Source organism: Streptomyces sp. NPDC050842 (assembly GCF_044456565.1).
In the GTDB taxonomy this organism is placed as follows: Bacteria; Actinomycetota; Actinomycetes; order Streptomycetales; family Streptomycetaceae; genus Streptomyces.
The window spans coordinates 335,283-350,271 of sequence record NZ_JBITGA010000006.1 but is presented as its reverse complement, the minus strand read 5'-3'; the positions used below and the strand labels follow the sequence as shown (position 1 = coordinate 350,271).

The 14,989-nt window shown below is 72.7% G+C and carries 14 protein-coding genes; 9 read left to right on the top strand and 5 right to left on the bottom strand.

What is annotated here, in order from left to right; all coding sequences use genetic code 11:
* Both ACIBG6_RS22350 and ACIBG6_RS22345 read right to left on the bottom strand, forming a co-directional pair.
* On the bottom strand, positions 1–1,308 hold the full coding sequence (locus ACIBG6_RS22350) for a maleylpyruvate isomerase N-terminal domain-containing protein (RefSeq protein ID WP_399224292.1): 1,308 nt from the start codon (positions 1,306–1,308) through the stop codon (positions 1–3).
* Positions 1,305–1,889 (bottom strand): sigma-70 family RNA polymerase sigma factor, encoded by a 585-nt coding sequence (locus ACIBG6_RS22345; protein WP_329621859.1) that lies wholly within the window; start codon positions 1,887–1,889, stop codon positions 1,305–1,307. The genes ACIBG6_RS22350 and ACIBG6_RS22345 overlap by 4 nt, the downstream gene beginning before the upstream one ends.
* A gap of 176 nt (positions 1,890–2,065) precedes the next feature.
* On the opposite strand from ACIBG6_RS22345, the gene ACIBG6_RS22340 reads away from it, so the two are divergent.
* Complete coding sequence (locus ACIBG6_RS22340; RefSeq protein ID WP_399224291.1) at positions 2,066–2,455, top strand: STAS domain-containing protein; 390 nt, start codon at positions 2,066–2,068, stop codon at positions 2,453–2,455.
* Here the strand turns inward: ACIBG6_RS22340 and ACIBG6_RS22335 are convergent.
* Positions 2,427–3,989, bottom strand: a complete 1,563-nt coding sequence (locus ACIBG6_RS22335; protein ID WP_399224290.1) for a class I adenylate-forming enzyme family protein — start codon at positions 3,987–3,989, stop codon at positions 2,427–2,429. The two genes, ACIBG6_RS22340 and ACIBG6_RS22335, sit on opposite strands and share 29 nt — an antisense overlap.
* A gap of 133 nt (positions 3,990–4,122) precedes the next feature.
* Between ACIBG6_RS22335 and ACIBG6_RS22330 the strand changes: the two genes are divergently transcribed.
* The 4 genes from ACIBG6_RS22330 (at position 4,123) to ACIBG6_RS22315 (ending at position 8,129) form a co-directional block, all read left to right on the top strand.
* Positions 4,123–5,325 carry an amidohydrolase family protein gene (locus ACIBG6_RS22330; protein ID WP_399224289.1) on the top strand — a complete coding sequence of 401 codons (1,203 nt, stop codon included), beginning with the start codon at positions 4,123–4,125 and terminating at the stop codon, positions 5,323–5,325.
* Positions 5,325–6,464 (top strand): acyl-CoA dehydrogenase family protein, encoded by a 1,140-nt coding sequence (locus ACIBG6_RS22325; RefSeq protein WP_399224288.1) that lies wholly within the window; start codon positions 5,325–5,327, stop codon positions 6,462–6,464. Before ACIBG6_RS22330 ends, ACIBG6_RS22325 begins: the two co-directional genes overlap by 1 nt.
* Before the next feature lie 8 nt (positions 6,465–6,472).
* Entirely contained in the window at positions 6,473–7,333 is an 861-nt protein-coding gene (locus ACIBG6_RS22320) for an acyl-CoA dehydrogenase family protein (protein WP_399224287.1), read from the top strand.
* A gap of 352 nt (positions 7,334–7,685) precedes the next feature.
* Positions 7,686–8,129 carry an ATP-binding protein gene (locus ACIBG6_RS22315; RefSeq protein WP_399224286.1) on the top strand — a complete coding sequence of 148 codons (444 nt, stop codon included), beginning with the start codon at positions 7,686–7,688 and terminating at the stop codon, positions 8,127–8,129.
* 166 nt (positions 8,130–8,295) lie between these two features.
* Here the strand turns inward: ACIBG6_RS22315 and ACIBG6_RS22310 are convergent, their stop codons facing one another.
* On the bottom strand, positions 8,296–9,222 hold the full coding sequence (locus tag ACIBG6_RS22310) for a cyclase family protein (RefSeq protein WP_399224285.1): 927 nt from the start codon (positions 9,220–9,222) through the stop codon (positions 8,296–8,298).
* 100 nt (positions 9,223–9,322) lie between these two features.
* On the opposite strand from ACIBG6_RS22310, the gene ACIBG6_RS22305 reads away from it, so the two are divergent.
* The 3 genes from ACIBG6_RS22305 to ACIBG6_RS22295 all read left to right on the top strand — a co-directional run bounded on the left by ACIBG6_RS22305 (position 9,323) and on the right by ACIBG6_RS22295 (position 12,641).
* Positions 9,323–10,237 (top strand): SDR family oxidoreductase, encoded by a 915-nt coding sequence (locus ACIBG6_RS22305; protein ID WP_399224284.1) that lies wholly within the window; start codon positions 9,323–9,325, stop codon positions 10,235–10,237.
* A 50-nt stretch (positions 10,238–10,287) separates the two neighbouring features.
* On the top strand, positions 10,288–11,343 hold the full coding sequence (locus ACIBG6_RS22300; RefSeq protein ID WP_399224283.1) for a Zn-dependent alcohol dehydrogenase: 1,056 nt from the start codon (positions 10,288–10,290) through the stop codon (positions 11,341–11,343).
* A 74-nt stretch (positions 11,344–11,417) separates the two neighbouring features.
* Positions 11,418–12,641 (top strand): MFS transporter, encoded by a 1,224-nt coding sequence (locus ACIBG6_RS22295; protein ID WP_399224282.1) that lies wholly within the window; start codon positions 11,418–11,420, stop codon positions 12,639–12,641.
* On the opposite strand, the gene ACIBG6_RS22290 is transcribed toward ACIBG6_RS22295, so the two are convergent.
* Positions 12,590–13,582 (bottom strand): GlxA family transcriptional regulator, encoded by a 993-nt coding sequence (locus tag ACIBG6_RS22290; RefSeq protein ID WP_399224523.1) that lies wholly within the window; start codon positions 13,580–13,582, stop codon positions 12,590–12,592. The genes ACIBG6_RS22295 and ACIBG6_RS22290 overlap by 52 nt on opposite strands.
* A gap of 61 nt (positions 13,583–13,643) precedes the next feature.
* Here ACIBG6_RS22290 and ACIBG6_RS22285 point away from each other — a divergent pair, with 61 nt between their 5' ends.
* Complete coding sequence (locus ACIBG6_RS22285; protein WP_399224281.1) at positions 13,644–14,897, top strand: MFS transporter; 1,254 nt, start codon at positions 13,644–13,646, stop codon at positions 14,895–14,897.
* The last annotated feature ends 92 nt before the right edge of the window (positions 14,898–14,989 follow it).

The window sequence follows — 14,989 nt, the reverse complement described above, 5'->3', positions numbered from 1 at the left end:
CTACAGGCGACTGAGGGACGCCGCCGCCGACAGGACGTCGCGGATGGCCTCCCGGTCGCCGTCCTGGCCGGCCGCGGCCTCCTCCGGCGAGATGTGGCCGGCCACCAGCTGGCAGAACTCCACCCCGTCCATCGCCACCTGCGCCACCGCCCGGTCCGGCGAGGCGACCGCCGCCGGGGAGTCCAGCGCGATGTACCAGTGGCCGCCGCCCGCCCCCTCGACCTCCAGATGGAGCGAGCGGCCGGGCGCGCCCGCCGCGACGAGGTGCCGGGCCGGGGCCGCGAGGCCGCTGCGGCGGCGTCCGGCGAGGGCCACGGGGAGCAGCCGGACCGCCAGGTCGATCATGCCGTGGAGATGGGCGCCGCTCGGCGGGGCGTACGGGTACGCCACCGCGTTGGCGATGTCGTCCGCGTGCACCCAGCACTCGAAGGCCCGCTCCAGGAGCGAGTCCCGCAGCGGCAGCGCGAAGTCCTTGTAGGTGACCGCGAGGTCGCCCACGCCGCGGCCCGCGAACGAGACCGTACGGATCAGGGCGTGCGACTGGTCACGCCAGGGCCCGCGCAGCGCGCGGTTCGGCGGCCGGTCGAGCGCCGACCAGAAGGCCTCGGTCCGCTCCGTCGGCGAGAGCTCGGGCACTCCCGCGCCCAGCGGGTCCTTGATGCCGAGCGCCGAGGTCACCAGACCGTCCACGGCCAGGAGGTGGCCGATGACCCCGGCGACGGTGGTCTTGCGGCGCACGATGTGCTCGTCCTCGAACCACTTGAGCCGCACCGGGGCGTGCCATTCCGACTCGCCGATGTCCCGCAGCAGCGCGTCGAGCCGGGCGGTCTCCGCGTCGTACGGGGTGACCCACTCCGGCACCGGTACGCGGGCGGGGCGGCGGCCCAGGCAGTTCTCCAGGACGCGGGAGCGCAGCAGCGGGTCGAGGTCCAGGTCGCGGTCCTCGTGGAGCAGGGCGACGGCGTCCCGCAGCCGCAGGGCCTCCTCGGCGCAGGGCGCGCACTCGGTGAGGTGGTCCTCGACGGCCTTCGTCTCCCCGGCGGAGCACGCAGAGAGCGCCCAGGCCCCGAGGAGCGACTTGAGCACGCGGTGGGTCAGCTGCGGCACGTCCGGCTCGGCCGGTTCCGCCTCGACCGCCGGGGCCTCGGGGGCCGCCGGGACCTCCGGGCGCTCCAGAGCCTCGAAGGCCGTCGCCGCGTCCGTCGTCGGGTCCGCCGTGAGGTCCGCGTGGTCGTCCGCCGACCGGCGCGGTCCCGGTATCCACGGGGCGCGTGCGACGTCGTCCGCGTCGTCGTTCGCCCCCGTCACAGCGTCCGCCCGTAGCCGCCGGGAGGTGAGGAGCCTTCAAGGGAGCGGGTGTTCGCCGAGGAGAGCAGCTGGAGCCCGAGCCGGAGGCGCCGCCGCGCCTCGTCCTCCGTGACCCCGAGGTCGGCCGCGGTCTGGCGGTAGTCCCGCCGCTGGAAGTAGGCCAGTTCGAGCGCGGCCCGCAGCGGCGCCGGCATGGAGGTCACGATGTAGTCCGCGCGGGCCGCGACGGAGGCCCGCCGCACCTTCTGCTCCAGCTCCTCGGCGGAGCCCTGCCCGGTCTCCGCGTAGGCCGTCGCCTCGGCCTGCCGCAGCCGGTGGACGGCCTGCCGCTGGGTCAGCCGGGCGACCCACGACCGCATGTTCCCCTGCTTGGGGTCGTAGTCGTCGGGGTTCTCCCAGATGTAGCCGAAGACCTCGCGGGTGACCTGGTCGGCCGCGGCGTCGTCGTCGAGCACCCGGTGGGCGAGGCTGTGCACGAGCGAGGCGAACCGGTCGTAGAACTCGCCGAGCGCGGCGGCCTCCCCGGCGGCGAGCCGCTGCTGCATCTTGCGGTCCCAGCGCGGTGGTGTCTCCATCGCCATGCGAATCCTCCGTCCCCTGCCGGCCCTTGGGTCCTCGTACTCCAAAGTAATGCGCGGTGCCGACAACGCACGCCTGTTTGCCACAAGTGCGCCCTTGGCGCGGGTCTGGATGGTATGGAAAGCGCCATACCTCGGTGAAGGGGTTTCGGCCGGTGGTGTCGGGGCAGGCGGCGACCGTGACGACGATCGAGGTCGACGAGGACGAGCAGGGTCCCTGGACGGTGCTGAGCATCCGGGGGGAACTGGACCTGGTCACCTCCCCCCGCATACGCCGACGCGTCCACGACGCGGTCGCGGGGGGCCGCCACGACCTGGTGATAGACCTGTCCGCCGTGCGCTTCTGCGACTCCAGCGGCGTCGGCGTCCTCATCGCCGCCCGCCGCCTCCTCCGCTCCTGCGGCGGCCGCCTCCGCCTGATCCTGCCCGAAGCGGGCATCGGCGGCGGAATCGGCGGCGGCGACGGTCATGTCGACCGGGTGCTGTCCGCGCTCGGCGTCCGGCGTCTCTTCGACGTGTACGGGGACGTCCCGGCGGCGGTCACAGGGTCGGGCCGAACCGCTCCCTGAGCCGGTACTTGAGCACCTTGCGCAGGGTCTCGTTGCGGGGGAGGGCGTCCACGACCTCCAGTTGTTCCGGGAGCTTGTGGACGGAGAGGCCGGCCTCGCGGAGGAAGGCCGTCACCGCGGGCAGGGTCAGCGGGGCGGCGCCCGGGGGCTGCTCGACGACCGCGCAGACGCGTTCGCCGCGCTCGGGGTCCGGGAGGCCTATGACGGCCGCGTCGCCGACGTCCGGGTGGCCGTGGAGGAGGTCCTCGATCTCCTTGGCCGAGATGTTCTCTCCCTTCCGGATGATGATGTCCTTGATCCGGCCCGTGAGGACGAGGTGGCCGCTCGGGGTCAGGTGCCCCACGTCCCCCGTGATGAGGAAGCCGTCCTCGTCGAAGGCGGCCGCGGTCTGCGCCGGGTCCAGGTAGCCCTGGCAGACGGCCTCGCCGCGGAGCCGGACCTCGCCGTCGCCGGTACCTGAGCCGGTGCCGGTGCCGGATCCGGTGCCGATGCTGTCGCCGACGATCCGGATCTCCATGCCGGCGGGCGGGCGGCCCTCGGTGGTCGCGAGGTTCTCGACGGTGTCGCCGGGGTCGCCCATCGTGATCATCGGGACCTCGGTCATGCCGTACCCGTGGGTGAGCTGGCAGCCCAGCTCCTTCCGTACCGCGTGGTAGACCTCCGGCGGCTTCGGCGCCCCGCCGCCCGCGAGCAGCCGCAGGGTGGGGATGATCGATTCGCCGGGCTGCTTGCGCTGTTCGGCGAGGAACATCGCGTAGAAGGCGGTCGAGCCGCCGGCGACGGTCACGCCGTGCGCGCGGTACTCGTCGAGCGCCTCCGGCAGGGCGAAGTGTTCGAACATGACGGCGGGGAATCCGTACAGCAGGAGCATCACCGTGTAGTCGGGCCCGGCGATGTGCGCGTACGGGAAGGCCATCGAGCCGACGTCCTCGGCCGTCAGTCGTAGGGCGTGGGCGAGGCAGGAGCCGCCCGCGAGGAGCGAGCGGTCGGTGTGCAGGACGCCCTTGGGGTCGGAGGTCGTGCCGGAGGTCCAGTAGATCCAGCGGACGTCCGTCCCCGAGGAGGGCGGCGGCGGCAGGATCCCCGGGTCGCCGTCCGGGAGGGATTCGGGGCCGTACGCCTCGAAGATCCCGCGCGCGCCGAGCCGCCGGGCCATCTCCGTGTGGTCGAATCCGCGCCACACCCCGGGGACGGCGAAGTACTCGGCCTTGGACTCGCGCAGCGCGAAGCCGACCTCCTTGTCCCGGTAGAAGGGGATGACCGGTGTCTGTACGGCGCCGATGCGGGCGAGCGCGAAGGAGAGCACCGCTGTCTCGATCCGGGTGGGCAGCTGCCAGGCGACGACCGTGCCCGGCCGCACGCCCATCCCGTACAGCCCGGCGGCGCAGCGCTCGGCGCGGTCGCGCAGGCCGCCGAAGGTGAGGACGCGGTCGCCCTGGAGCAGGACGGGCCGGTCGGGGGTGAGGGCGGCGCGGCGTTCGACGAGCTCCCAGAGCGTGCGGGAATCACCCAGGGCGTGTGCGGTCTCGGTCATCCGTTACCCCTCTTTGCTGACGTGCCGTCAGATTCTTCGGCGAGCGTAGAGGTCCCCTGCTTGTCGGTCCAGGGGTGCGGGGCCTAGCCTGATCCCGTCAGATCTGACGGTCCATCAGAAACCTGGAGGGGTCATGACGGAACTGCCCCGCATCATCAGCGTCGACGACCACGTGATCGAGCCGGCCCATCTCTTCGAGACCTGGCTCCCCAAGAAGTACCGCGACCGCGGTCCCCAGCCCCTCACGGCCGGCATCGGCGAGCTCGCCTACGTCGCCGGCAAGTACCAGATCACGATGGACCCCGAAGGGCCGCCCACCGACTGGTGGATCTACGAGGACCTCAAGTTCCCGTACAAGCGCAACATCGCCGCCGTCGGCTTCGACCGCGACGACATGACCCTGGAGGGGATCACCCGGGAGGAGATGCGGCGCGGCTGCTGGGACCCGGCCGCCCGCCTGAAGGACATGGACCTCAACCACGTCGAGGCCTCCCTCTGCTTCCCCACCTTCCCGCGCTTCTGCGGCCAGACCTTCGCCGAGGCCCACGACAAGGAAGTCGCCCTCGCCTGCGTCCGCGCCTACAACGACTGGATGGTCGAGGAATGGTGCGGCGGCAGCGCCGGCCGGCTCATCCCGCTGTGCATCATCCCGCTCTGGGACATCGACCTCGCCGTCGCCGAGATCCGGCGCAACGCCGCCCGCGGCGTCAAGGCCGTCACCTTCTCCGAGATCCCCACCCACCTCGGACTCCCCTCGATCCACTCCGGCTACTGGGACCCCTTCTTCGCCGTCTGCCAGGAGACCGGGACGGTGGTCAACATGCACATCGGGTCGAGCTCCCAGATGCCCGCCGCCTCCCCCGACGCCCCGCCCGCCGTCCAGGCCTCCCTCAGCTTCAACAACGCCATGGCCTCGATGATGGACTTCCTCTTCAGCGGCGTGCTCGTGAAGTTCCCGAGGCTCAAGCTCGCCTACAGCGAGGGCCAGATGGGCTGGATCCCGTACGCCCTCGAACGCGCCGACGACGTGTGGGAGGAGCACCGCGCCTGGGGCGGCGTCCGCGACCTCATCCCCGAGCCGCCGTCCACGTACTACTACCGGCAGATCTTCTGCTGCTTCTTCCGCGACAAGCACGGGATCGCGTCCCTGGACGTCGTGGGGAGGGACAACGCCACCTTCGAGACCGACTACCCGCACGTCGACTCGACCTTCCCGCACACCAAGGAGGTCGCCCTCGACCACGTCCAGGGCCTCGACGACGAGACGATCTACAAGCTCATGCGCGGCAACGCCATCCGCATGCTGGACCTGGACTTCGACCGGGGCGCCCGCTGATGGACCTCACCCACACCGACGAGGAGGAGGAGTTCCGCGCCCGGCTGCGGGAATGGCTGGCCGCCACCCTGCCCACGCTCCCCGGCCGGCCCGATCCGCTCGACTGGCCCGCCCGGCGCGCGTACGACTGCGGCTGGCAGCGCCGGCTGTACGACGCCGGGTACGCGGACGTCCACTGGGACGCGTCACCCACCCAGCGGCTGATCTTCCTGGAGGAGACCGAACTCGCAGGCGCGCCCTATGTCGGCGCCAACTTCGTCGGGCTGCTGCACGCCGGGCCGACGATCGCCGCCGAGGGGACACCGGAGCAGCGCGACCGCTGGCTGCCGCCGGTCCTGCGCGGCGACGAGGTCTGGTGCCAGGGCTTCAGCGAACCAGACGCCGGCTCCGACCTGGCCTCCCTGCGCACCCGGGCGGTCCGGGACGGCGACGCGTACGTCGTCAGCGGGCAGAAGATCTGGACCTCGCACGCCGAGGTCGCCGACTGGTGCGAGCTTCTCGTCCGTACGGACGCGGGGCCGGGGGTGTCCAAGCACCGGGGGATCAGCTGGCTCGCCATGCCCATGGACGCGCCCGGCGTCACCGTACGGCCGCTGCGGACGCTCGCGGGCTCGACGGAGTTCGCCGAGGTGTTCCTCGACGAGGTGCGGGTGCCCGTCGAGAACCGGGTCGGGGAGGAGAACGACGGCTGGCGCGTCACCATGGTCACGCTGTCGTTCGAACGCGGCACCGCGTTCGTCGGCGAGGTCGTCGCCTGCCGCCGCCTCCTCGGCGAACTCGCCCGTGCCGCACGGGAGAACGGCACCTGGGACGACCCCGCCCTGCGGCGGCGGCTCGGCAGGCTCTCCGCCGAGTTCCAGGCGCTGTGGCGGCTCACCCAGGCGAACGTCAGCGAGGCGCAGGCGACGGGTGGGGTGCCGGGGGCCGGCGGCTCCGTCTTCAAGCTGCACTACTCGCACGCCCGTCAGGAGCTGTACGAGGCCGCTGCCGGCGTGCTGGGGCCCGACGCGCTCGACCTCGGCCACGACTGGACCCTCGACCGGCTGTCCTCGCTCTCGTACACGATCGCCGCCGGCACCTCCCAGATCCAGCGCAACATCGTCGCCGAGCGCATCCTCGGCCTCCCGAAAGGACGGTGACCCCGGCCATGGACTTCCGACTCACCGAGGACCAGCGGGCGCTGCGGAAGGGTGTACGCGAGCTCCTCGCGCGGCTCTTCGACCGGGAGGCCCTGCGGGCCGCGGTGGACGCGCCTTCCCTGGACCGGGAGCTGTGGCGGGAGCTCGGTGCGGCCGGCTTCTTCGCGCTGCGGCTGCCGGAGGAGGAGGGCGGGGTGGGGCTCGGGCTGCCGGAGGCGGTGCTTCTCTTCGAGGAGGCGGGGCGGGTGTTGCTGCCGGGGCCGTTGGTCGCGACGCACGTGGCGGCTGGGTCCGTGCCGGGGGCGGCGGAGGGGGCCGTCGTGGTGACCGACGCCTCGGAAGGGCTGGTGCCCTGGCTGGACGAGGCGGACGTGGTGCTGGGAGAGGTGGAGGGCGCCGTCCGGTTGCGATCGGTCGATCCGCTGACGCCCCTGCACAGGGTGCCGGGGCGGGAGCACCGCGCCGATCTCGTCGCCGTCCTGCTCACCGCTGCCGAGCAGGTCGGGAGTGCCGGGCGGACTACCGAGACGGCTGTTTCGTACGCGCGGGAGCGGGAGCAGTTCGGGCAGGTCATCGGGGGGTTTCAGGCCGTCAAGCATCTCTGCGCCGGGATGCTCGTGCGGAGCGAGTTGGCTCGGGTCGCCGTGCGGGGGGCCGCCGTGACCGGCGATCCCGTCGAGATCGCCGGGGCCAAGCTGCTCGCCGACGAGGCCGCCACCGGGAACGCCCGGGACTGTCTCCAGGTGTACGGCGGCATGGGGTTCACCTGGGAGGCGGACGTGCACCTGCATCTCAAGCGGGCCTGGGTGCGGGCGAGGCTGCGGCTGCCCGCCGCGCGGGCCGAGGAGGTGGTGGCGGCGAATCTGTAGCGCTCCGCGTTCGCCACGTCACGGAATGTTGATATCGGGTTGTGTCCTTCGGCGGGGCCGTCACGGCCCGGAGTCGGTCTCCGGCTCCGGTACTCTCCGTGGGATGCGCGTGCTCGTTGGCCCGGATCGTCCCGGTGTCGCCCCTGTGGTGACTCCGGGCCCGGGAATGCCCGCCGCTCGCGCCCGGCGTTCGACTACCCGCAGAGTGCGTCGCACAGTATGGGCTATGCGTACTCCTTCGCGCTGGAATATGCCCGAAGCGCTTGTTGCGGTGACTGTACGTCAACCATGCTGTCCCACAAGGGAATCACGTTCCGTGAAGGTGTGTCCGCCGGTTCGGATGGTGTGAGCGGTGCAGGTGCTTCAGGTGCAGTTGGAGGTCGGGCCCGACCCGGCGGAAGTGGGACGAGCCCGGAGGTGGGCGCGGTCGCGGCTCGCCGGTTCGGGCATAGGGGACGACGAGCCGCTGGCGGAGACGCTGGTGCTGATCATCTCCGAGCTCGTGACCAACGCCGTGGTGCACACGGGTTGCCCGGCGGTGCTGCGGATGCTGTTCGCGGCGGAAGGCGGGGTGCGCGTCGAGGTGGCGGACGCGAGCGACCGGCCGCCGCAGCCCCGGCACGCGGAGGGCGAGGACACCAACGGGCGTGGCCTGGAGCTGGTGGACGGTCTCGCGGACCGGTGGGGGTGGCAGCCGGAAGGCGCCGGCAAGAGCATCTGGTGCGAGGTGGACCGGGCGCCGATGGCCCCCGTCCACGGTCAGGGCGCGGTGTCGCCCGGCCGGGTGCGCTGTTGACGGTTCGTTCCGTTTTGCCCACTCTGGTGTGAGCGATTCGTGGCGAGGGGAGCCGAGGGCCGTGAGTCCTCGGCGTGTGCGGGTCGTGGCCGGGTGGCGGCGCGGCCGTGCCGTGCTCGGGGTGCGCGCGAGCGCGCCGCCGCCCGTGAATCGGTGAGCCTCAGCGTCAGAGGATCGCTATCGGGGCCACCGGTGTGCCCGTGCCGCCGACGAAGGGCTCCGGCATCGCGGAGAGCAGGAAGGCGTAGCGCCGCTCTTGTGCACAGGCTGTGGACAGTTCTTCGAGATTCCAGTTCTGCCCCTGGAGCATCCCCATCTCGACGAGGTCGAGGGCGTGCACGGGCAACCAGAGGTCGTCGATCTCCGGCGGGAAGATCTCGAAGGTGAGGGTGTCGTTGGCGACGGCCGCGACGTCCCGGGCGTGGAACCACTCCGGCGTCCGGACCGAGAGCCCCGGTGACGGGAACGCGTACCCGTGCTTGTCCCCGGCCAGATACACCTGCATCTGTCCCGTCCGTACGAGGACGATGTCGCCGGACCGGACCGTGACCCCGCCGAACTCGGCGGCCTCGTCGAGGTCTTCGGGGGTGACGGCGTGGTCGCCGGGCAGCCGGTCGACGCCCTTGGCGGCGGCCACGTCGAGCAGGACGCCGCGCGAGACGACCTGGCGGGCGGTGTGGATGCCGCTGAACTCGGCGCGGCCGTGCGCGGTGATGGTGTCGGCGGGGCGGCCGTTGTAGATCCGCCCGGAGTGCGAGGCGTGCGTCAGCGCGTCCCAGTGGGTGCCGGCCTGGAGGCCGAAGGTCACGGCGTCGTCGCTGGTGGCGACCGTGCCGGGGCCGAACAGCTCCTGGTTGACCTGGACCATGACGTGGAGCGGATTGACGCGGCCGGGGATCATGCCGGTCTGGACGCCGTCCTGCTTGAGGTCGACGGCGAGGGGGACGCGGCGGCCGGTGCGGACGGTGGCGACGGCCTCGCGTACGACCTCGTCGGTGACGAGGTTGAGCGTGCCGATCTCGTCGTCCTGGCCCCAACGGCCCCAGTTGTTGACGCGTTTGGCGATCTCGTGAAAAGCGGCGGGCAGAGACATCGGGGCCTCCGGGGTCTTGTTTTCCGGTATCTGACGGACCGTAGAATCCTGACGACGAATGAATCTAACGGACCGTCAGAAACTGCGGGAGGGGCCGGGCATGGGGAACTTCTTGACTGGCAAGGTCGTGGCCGTCACGGGCGCGGGGCGGGGCATCGGCCGCGCGGTCGCCCTCGCGTGCGCGGCGGAGGGCGCGAAGGTCGTCGTGAACGACTACGGGGTGTCGATCGAGGGCGGCGAACCGACCTCGGAGATCGCCCTCTCCGTCGTGAAGGAGATCGAGGCCGCCGGCGGCTCGGCCGTCGCCGTCGCCGACGACATCTCGACGATGGAGGGCGGGCAGCGGATCGTGGACGTCGCCCTCGCGGAGTACGGGCGGATCGACGGCGTCGTGTGCGTGGCGGGCATCCTGCGCGAGCGGATGCTCTTCAACATGTCCGAGGAGGAGTGGGACCCGGTCGTCGCCACCCACCTCAAGGGCACGTTCACGGTCTTCCGTGCCGCGTCGGCGGTGATGCGCAAGCAGGGCACGGGGACGCTGATCGGCTTCACCAGCGGCAACCACCAGGGCTCCGTGGCGCAGGCCAACTACTCGGCGGCGAAGGGCGGCATCATCTCGCTCGTGCGCAGCGCCGCCCTCGGGCTCCACAAGTACGGGGTCACCGCGAACGCGGTCGCCCCCGTGGCCAGGACGCGGATGTCCGCGAACGTCCCGATGGAGCTCAAGGAGATCGGGGAGCCGGAGGACGTGGCCGCGCTCGTCGTCTACCTGCTCTCGGAGCGGGCCAGGGCGGAGAAGATCACCGGCCAGGTGTACACGATCGCCGGCCCGAAGATCGCGGTGTGGGCGCAGCCCAGGGAGCTGCGGGCCGGGTACGCGGAGGGCGGAGCGTGGACGCCGGAGCGGATCGCGGACTTCCTGCCGGGGACGGTGGGAGTCGACCCGATGCCGATGCTGGCGCTGCTCGAGGAGATGGCCCGGGCGGCGGCGGACGGCTCCCGGCCGAACGCGTGACACCCCCGTGCGGCACGTACAGATTCGCCCCCGAGACGAGGAGTCAGCTCATGCGTGGTGTCGTGTTCGACGGGAAGTCCGTGCAGGTCGTCGACGATCTGGAGGTACGGGCGCCCGGGCCCGGGGAGGTGCTCGTCGGGATCGCCGCCGCCGGGCTGTGCCACAGCGACCTGTCCGTCGTCGACGGGACCATTCCGTTCCCGCCGCCCGTCGTCCTCGGCCACGAGGGCGCCGGTGTCGTCGAGGCCGTCGGCCCCGGCGTGACCCACGTCGTCCCCGGCGACCACGTCGCCCTCTCCACGCTCGCGAACTGCGGCGCCTGCGCCGACTGCGACCGCGGCCGGCCCACCATGTGCCGCAAGGCGATCGGCATGCCGGGGCAGCCGTTCTCGCGGGCGTCGACCGGGCAGGCGCTCTTCCAGTTCGCGTCCAACTCCTCCTTCGCCGAGCGGACCGTCGTCAAGGCCGTCCAGGCCGTGAAGATCCCGAAGGACATCCCGCTGACCTCCGCCGCCCTCATGGGCTGCGGCGTCCTCACCGGCGTCGGGGCCGTGCTCAACCGCGCGAAGGTCGACCGCGGCGAGACCGTCGTCGTCATCGGCACCGGCGGCATCGGCCTCAACGTCATCCAGGGCGCCCGGATCGCGGGCGCCCCGACGATCGTCGCCGTCGACACCAACCCGGACAAGGAGGCCGTGGCCCGGCGGTTCGGCGCCACGCACTTCCTCGCCTCCACCGACGGCGTACGGGAGATCCTGCCCACCGGCGCCGACCACGTCTTCGAGTGCGTCGGGCACACCGGCCTCGTCCGTACCGCGATCGAGCTCCTCGACCGGCACGGCCAGGCGATCCTCCTCGGCATGACCGCCCCCACGGCGGAGGCGAGCTTCCCGCCCGCCGCGATGTTCCTCGACAAGTCGATCCTGGGCTGCCGCTACGGCTCCTCCCGCCCCCAGAAGGACATCGCCCTCTACGCGGAGCTGTACCGCTCCGGCACCCTCCTCCTCGACGAACTGGTGACGCGGACGTACCCCGTGGAGGAGTTCGCGCGGGCCGTCGAGGACGCGGAACAGGGGAAGGTGGCACGCGGGGTGCTCACCTTCTGAGCCGTACGAGAGGGCAGGGAGCCACCCGAAATTCCCCTGGGTGACAGGACCGCCTGAGGGTTACGGTCGTGGCCATGTCCTACCGCGAGCTCGCCACCCGACCCGTCCTCGCCTGGTGCGCCGTCACCGCCGCCGGGCGGCTGCCCGTCGCCATGGCGCCGCTCGCGCTCGTCTTCCTCGTGCGCGAGCGGCCCGGCGGGTACTCCCTCGGGGCCGCGCTCGCCGCCGCGTACGTCATCGGGGAGATCGTCGCCGCCCCCGTCCTCGGCCTCCGCATGAACGCCGAGCGGGCGCGGCCCCAGCTCGTCGCCGGACTCGCCGTCGGCGCCGTCGGGTTCGCCGGGCTCGGGTTCGCGCCCGGCGCGCACCCCGTCGTCCTCGCCGCCCTCGCGGTGCTCGCGGGCGCCGGCCCGGCGGCCGTGGCGGGCGGGCTGCGCGCGCTCCTCACGAGCATGGTCCCGGAGCGGGCCGTCACGCAGGCGATGAGCATGGAGTCGATGCTGACCTTCGGGGTGTGGGCGGCCGCGCCCGCGCTCGCCACCGGTCTCGCGCTCGGCGTCGGCCCCGACGTACCGCTGCTGCTCATGGCCGCCCTGATGGCGCTCTCGGTGGCCGGGATGTGGCTGCTGCCCGTCGGCTGGGCCGCCGAGCCGCCGGAGAAGGGGGTCTCCGCGCGGCGGGCGCTGCTGCGGGCCTGGCCCGTGTACGTCCTCGGGGCCGCCGGACTCACGCTGCTCGCCCTGGCCGAACTGCTCCTGCCCGCGCTGCTCGAACAGCGCGGGATCGCCATCGGCTGGGCCGGTCCGCTGCTCGCCGGCTTCTCGATCGGCTCGGCCGTCGGCGCGTTCGTCTACGGCCTGCGGGGGCACTGGCCGGGCCCGCTGCTCGTGCAGTCCGTCGTCCTGGTGCTCGGGGTGACCGCGGGCGTCGCCCTCGTCGCCCTCCTGCCCTGGACCGCCGCCATCGGCGTCGTCCTGATCGCCGCCGGTCTCCTCCAGGCGCCCGCCGCGCTCACCCGCAACCTCGCCCTGCGCCGGCTCCTCCCGGCGTCCGCGCTCGCCGCCGGGTACTCGGTCATGTACGCGGCCGTCGGCGCCGGTTACGCCGCCAGCGGCGCCCTCGCGGGCGGACTGCTCAAGGTGGTGGCCCCGTCGACCGCGATCCTCTACGGCGTCGCTCTGACCGTGCTGCTCGTGGTGATCGGCACAGTGGGGGAGCGGCGGCTGACCCGCCGGACCCGGGAGTCTCAGGAGACGGGATCCGTCGTGGACGCCGAGGAGCGGAAGGTACGCCGGTAGGCGGTCGGGGTCACCCCGATCGCGCTCATCAGATGCACGCGCAGCGACTGGGACGTGCCGAAGCCGGCGTCCTGCGCGACCCGGTCGACGGGCAGACCGGTGGACTCCAGGAGGTGCCGGGCGCGCTCGACGCGCTGCTGCGTGAGCCACTGCCCGGGGCTGATCCCGACCTCGTCGCGGAAGCGGCGGGTGAACGTCCGTACGCTCATCGACTCCTTCCCCGCCAGGTCCCGCAGCTGGATCGGCTCGTGGAGGTGGGCGAGCGCCCACGCCCTCGCCGCGGTCGTGGTGTGGGTGCCGGCCTCGGGGAGGGGCCGCTCGATGTACTGGGCCTGGCCGCCGTCGCGGTGGGGCGGTACGACGGTCCTGCGGGCGACGTCGTTGGCGACGGCGGTGCCGTGGTCGCGGCGCACGATGTGCAGGCACAGGTCGATCCCGGCGGCCACGCCCGCCGACGTGAGGACGTCGCCGTCGTCGACGAAGAGGACGTCGGCGTCGACCCGCACGCTCGGGAAGAGCCGCTGGAAGTGCGCGGCGGAGGACCAGTGGGTGGTGGCCGGGCGCCCGTCGAGGAAGCCGGCGGCGGCGAGCACGTACCCGCCGGTGCAGATGGAGACGAGCCGGGTGCCGGGCCGGATGTGGGCGAGGGCGGCGGCGAGTTCCGGGGTGAGCCTGCCCTCGTCGTAGATGGGGCCGAGCTCGTACGAGGCGGGGACGACGACCGTGTCGGCGGTGGCGAGGATCTCCGGGCCGTGCTCCACGTACACGGAGAAGTCGGCGTCGGTGGGGACGGGGCCCGCGACCGGGGCGCAGGTGACGATCTCGTACAGCAGCGTGCCCTCGGAGTCCCGGGCGCGGCCGAAGATGCGGTGCGGGATGCCGAGTTCGAAGGGGAGGAGTCCGGGCAGGGCGAGGACGGCGACGCGGTGCGGGGACGGCACGGCGGGGCTCCCTTCGGGCGGAAAATCAGTGGTGGTCCAGACCAGTTGCTGGTACTTCTTCGTGTCCGTGACGGACAACACGTACAAGTCTGAGGCCGCCGAACGGATTCCCGTACCGGCCGAGCCGCCCGCACTGTGGAACCGTAGCTTCCGGCTCTTCTTCGTCGCCCGCGCGGTCGCCGTCTTCGGCGAGGGCATGGTCCCGGTCGCCTACGCCGCCGGACTCCTCGGCGCCGGCCACCCCGGCTCCACCGTCGGCTTCGCCCTCGGCGGCTGGACCGCCGCCTTCGCGCTCTTCGTGCTCTTCGGCGGCGTCCTCGCCGACCGGTTCACCGCCCGCCGCATGATGATCCTCGCGGACCTGCTCCGCCTCCCCGGCGCCGCCGTCCTCGCCGTCTCCTTCACTCTCGGCAGCCCACCCCTGTGGTCCGTCTACGCCCTCTCCGTCCTCAGCGGCATGGGCGCCGCCCTCTTCCAGCCCGGCGTCGCCTCCACGATCCCGCGCATCGCCCCCGACGTGCAGCGCGCCAACGCCGTCCTGCGGGTCGTCGAGGCCCTCATGATCATGGCGGGACCGGCCGCGGCGGGCCTCCTCGTCGCCGTGTGGAACGCCGGCGCCGCCTTCGCCCTCAACGGCGCGACCTTCGCCGTCAGCGCCCTCTGCCTCGCCCTCATGCGGCTCGTCCCCATCCCGTCCGACACCGCACGCCGCGACTCCCTCGGTGCCGAACTCGTCGGCGGCTGGCGGGAGTTCCGCTCCCGCAGCTGGCTGTGGGGGGTCATCTCCATCTGGACGGTGTACGGGCTGACCGTCGCGGGCCCGATGGTGCCGCTCACCGCGAGCCTGGTCACCGGGGAGCACGGCTCCGCCACGTACGGCGTGCTCATGGCGATCAACGGCGCGGGCAGCGCCGTCGGCGGCCTCCTCGCCCTCCGGCTGCGGCCCCGCCGCCCCCTCGCGGCGGGCGCGGTGGCCCTCCTCGGCCTCCCCGTGAACCTCGTCCTGCTCGGTACGGGCGCCCCGGCGGGGGTGCTCGGCGCGGGCCAGTTCATCGGCGGCGCGGCCTTCGCGTTCTGGCTGGTCATGTGGTCCACCGCCGTCCAGACCCACGTCCCGCAGGAGGCCCTCAACCGGATGCACGCGTACGACGTCGCCGGATCGCTCCTCATGATGGGCGTCGGGCGCACCCTGTCGGGCCCGGTGGCGGCGGCCGTCGGCACGGAGGAGGTACTGCTCGCGGGGGCGGGGATCGCGGTGCTCGTGGTGGGGGCGCTGCTCGCCGTACGGCCGATCAGGACGCTGCCGCGGGCGTAGGGGCCTGATGGTGGGCGGCTGGCCCGATCCTTTGGAAACCTGTCATTCGGGTCAATGGTCGGCGCGGGGGCGCGGACGGGATGCTCTGTGGC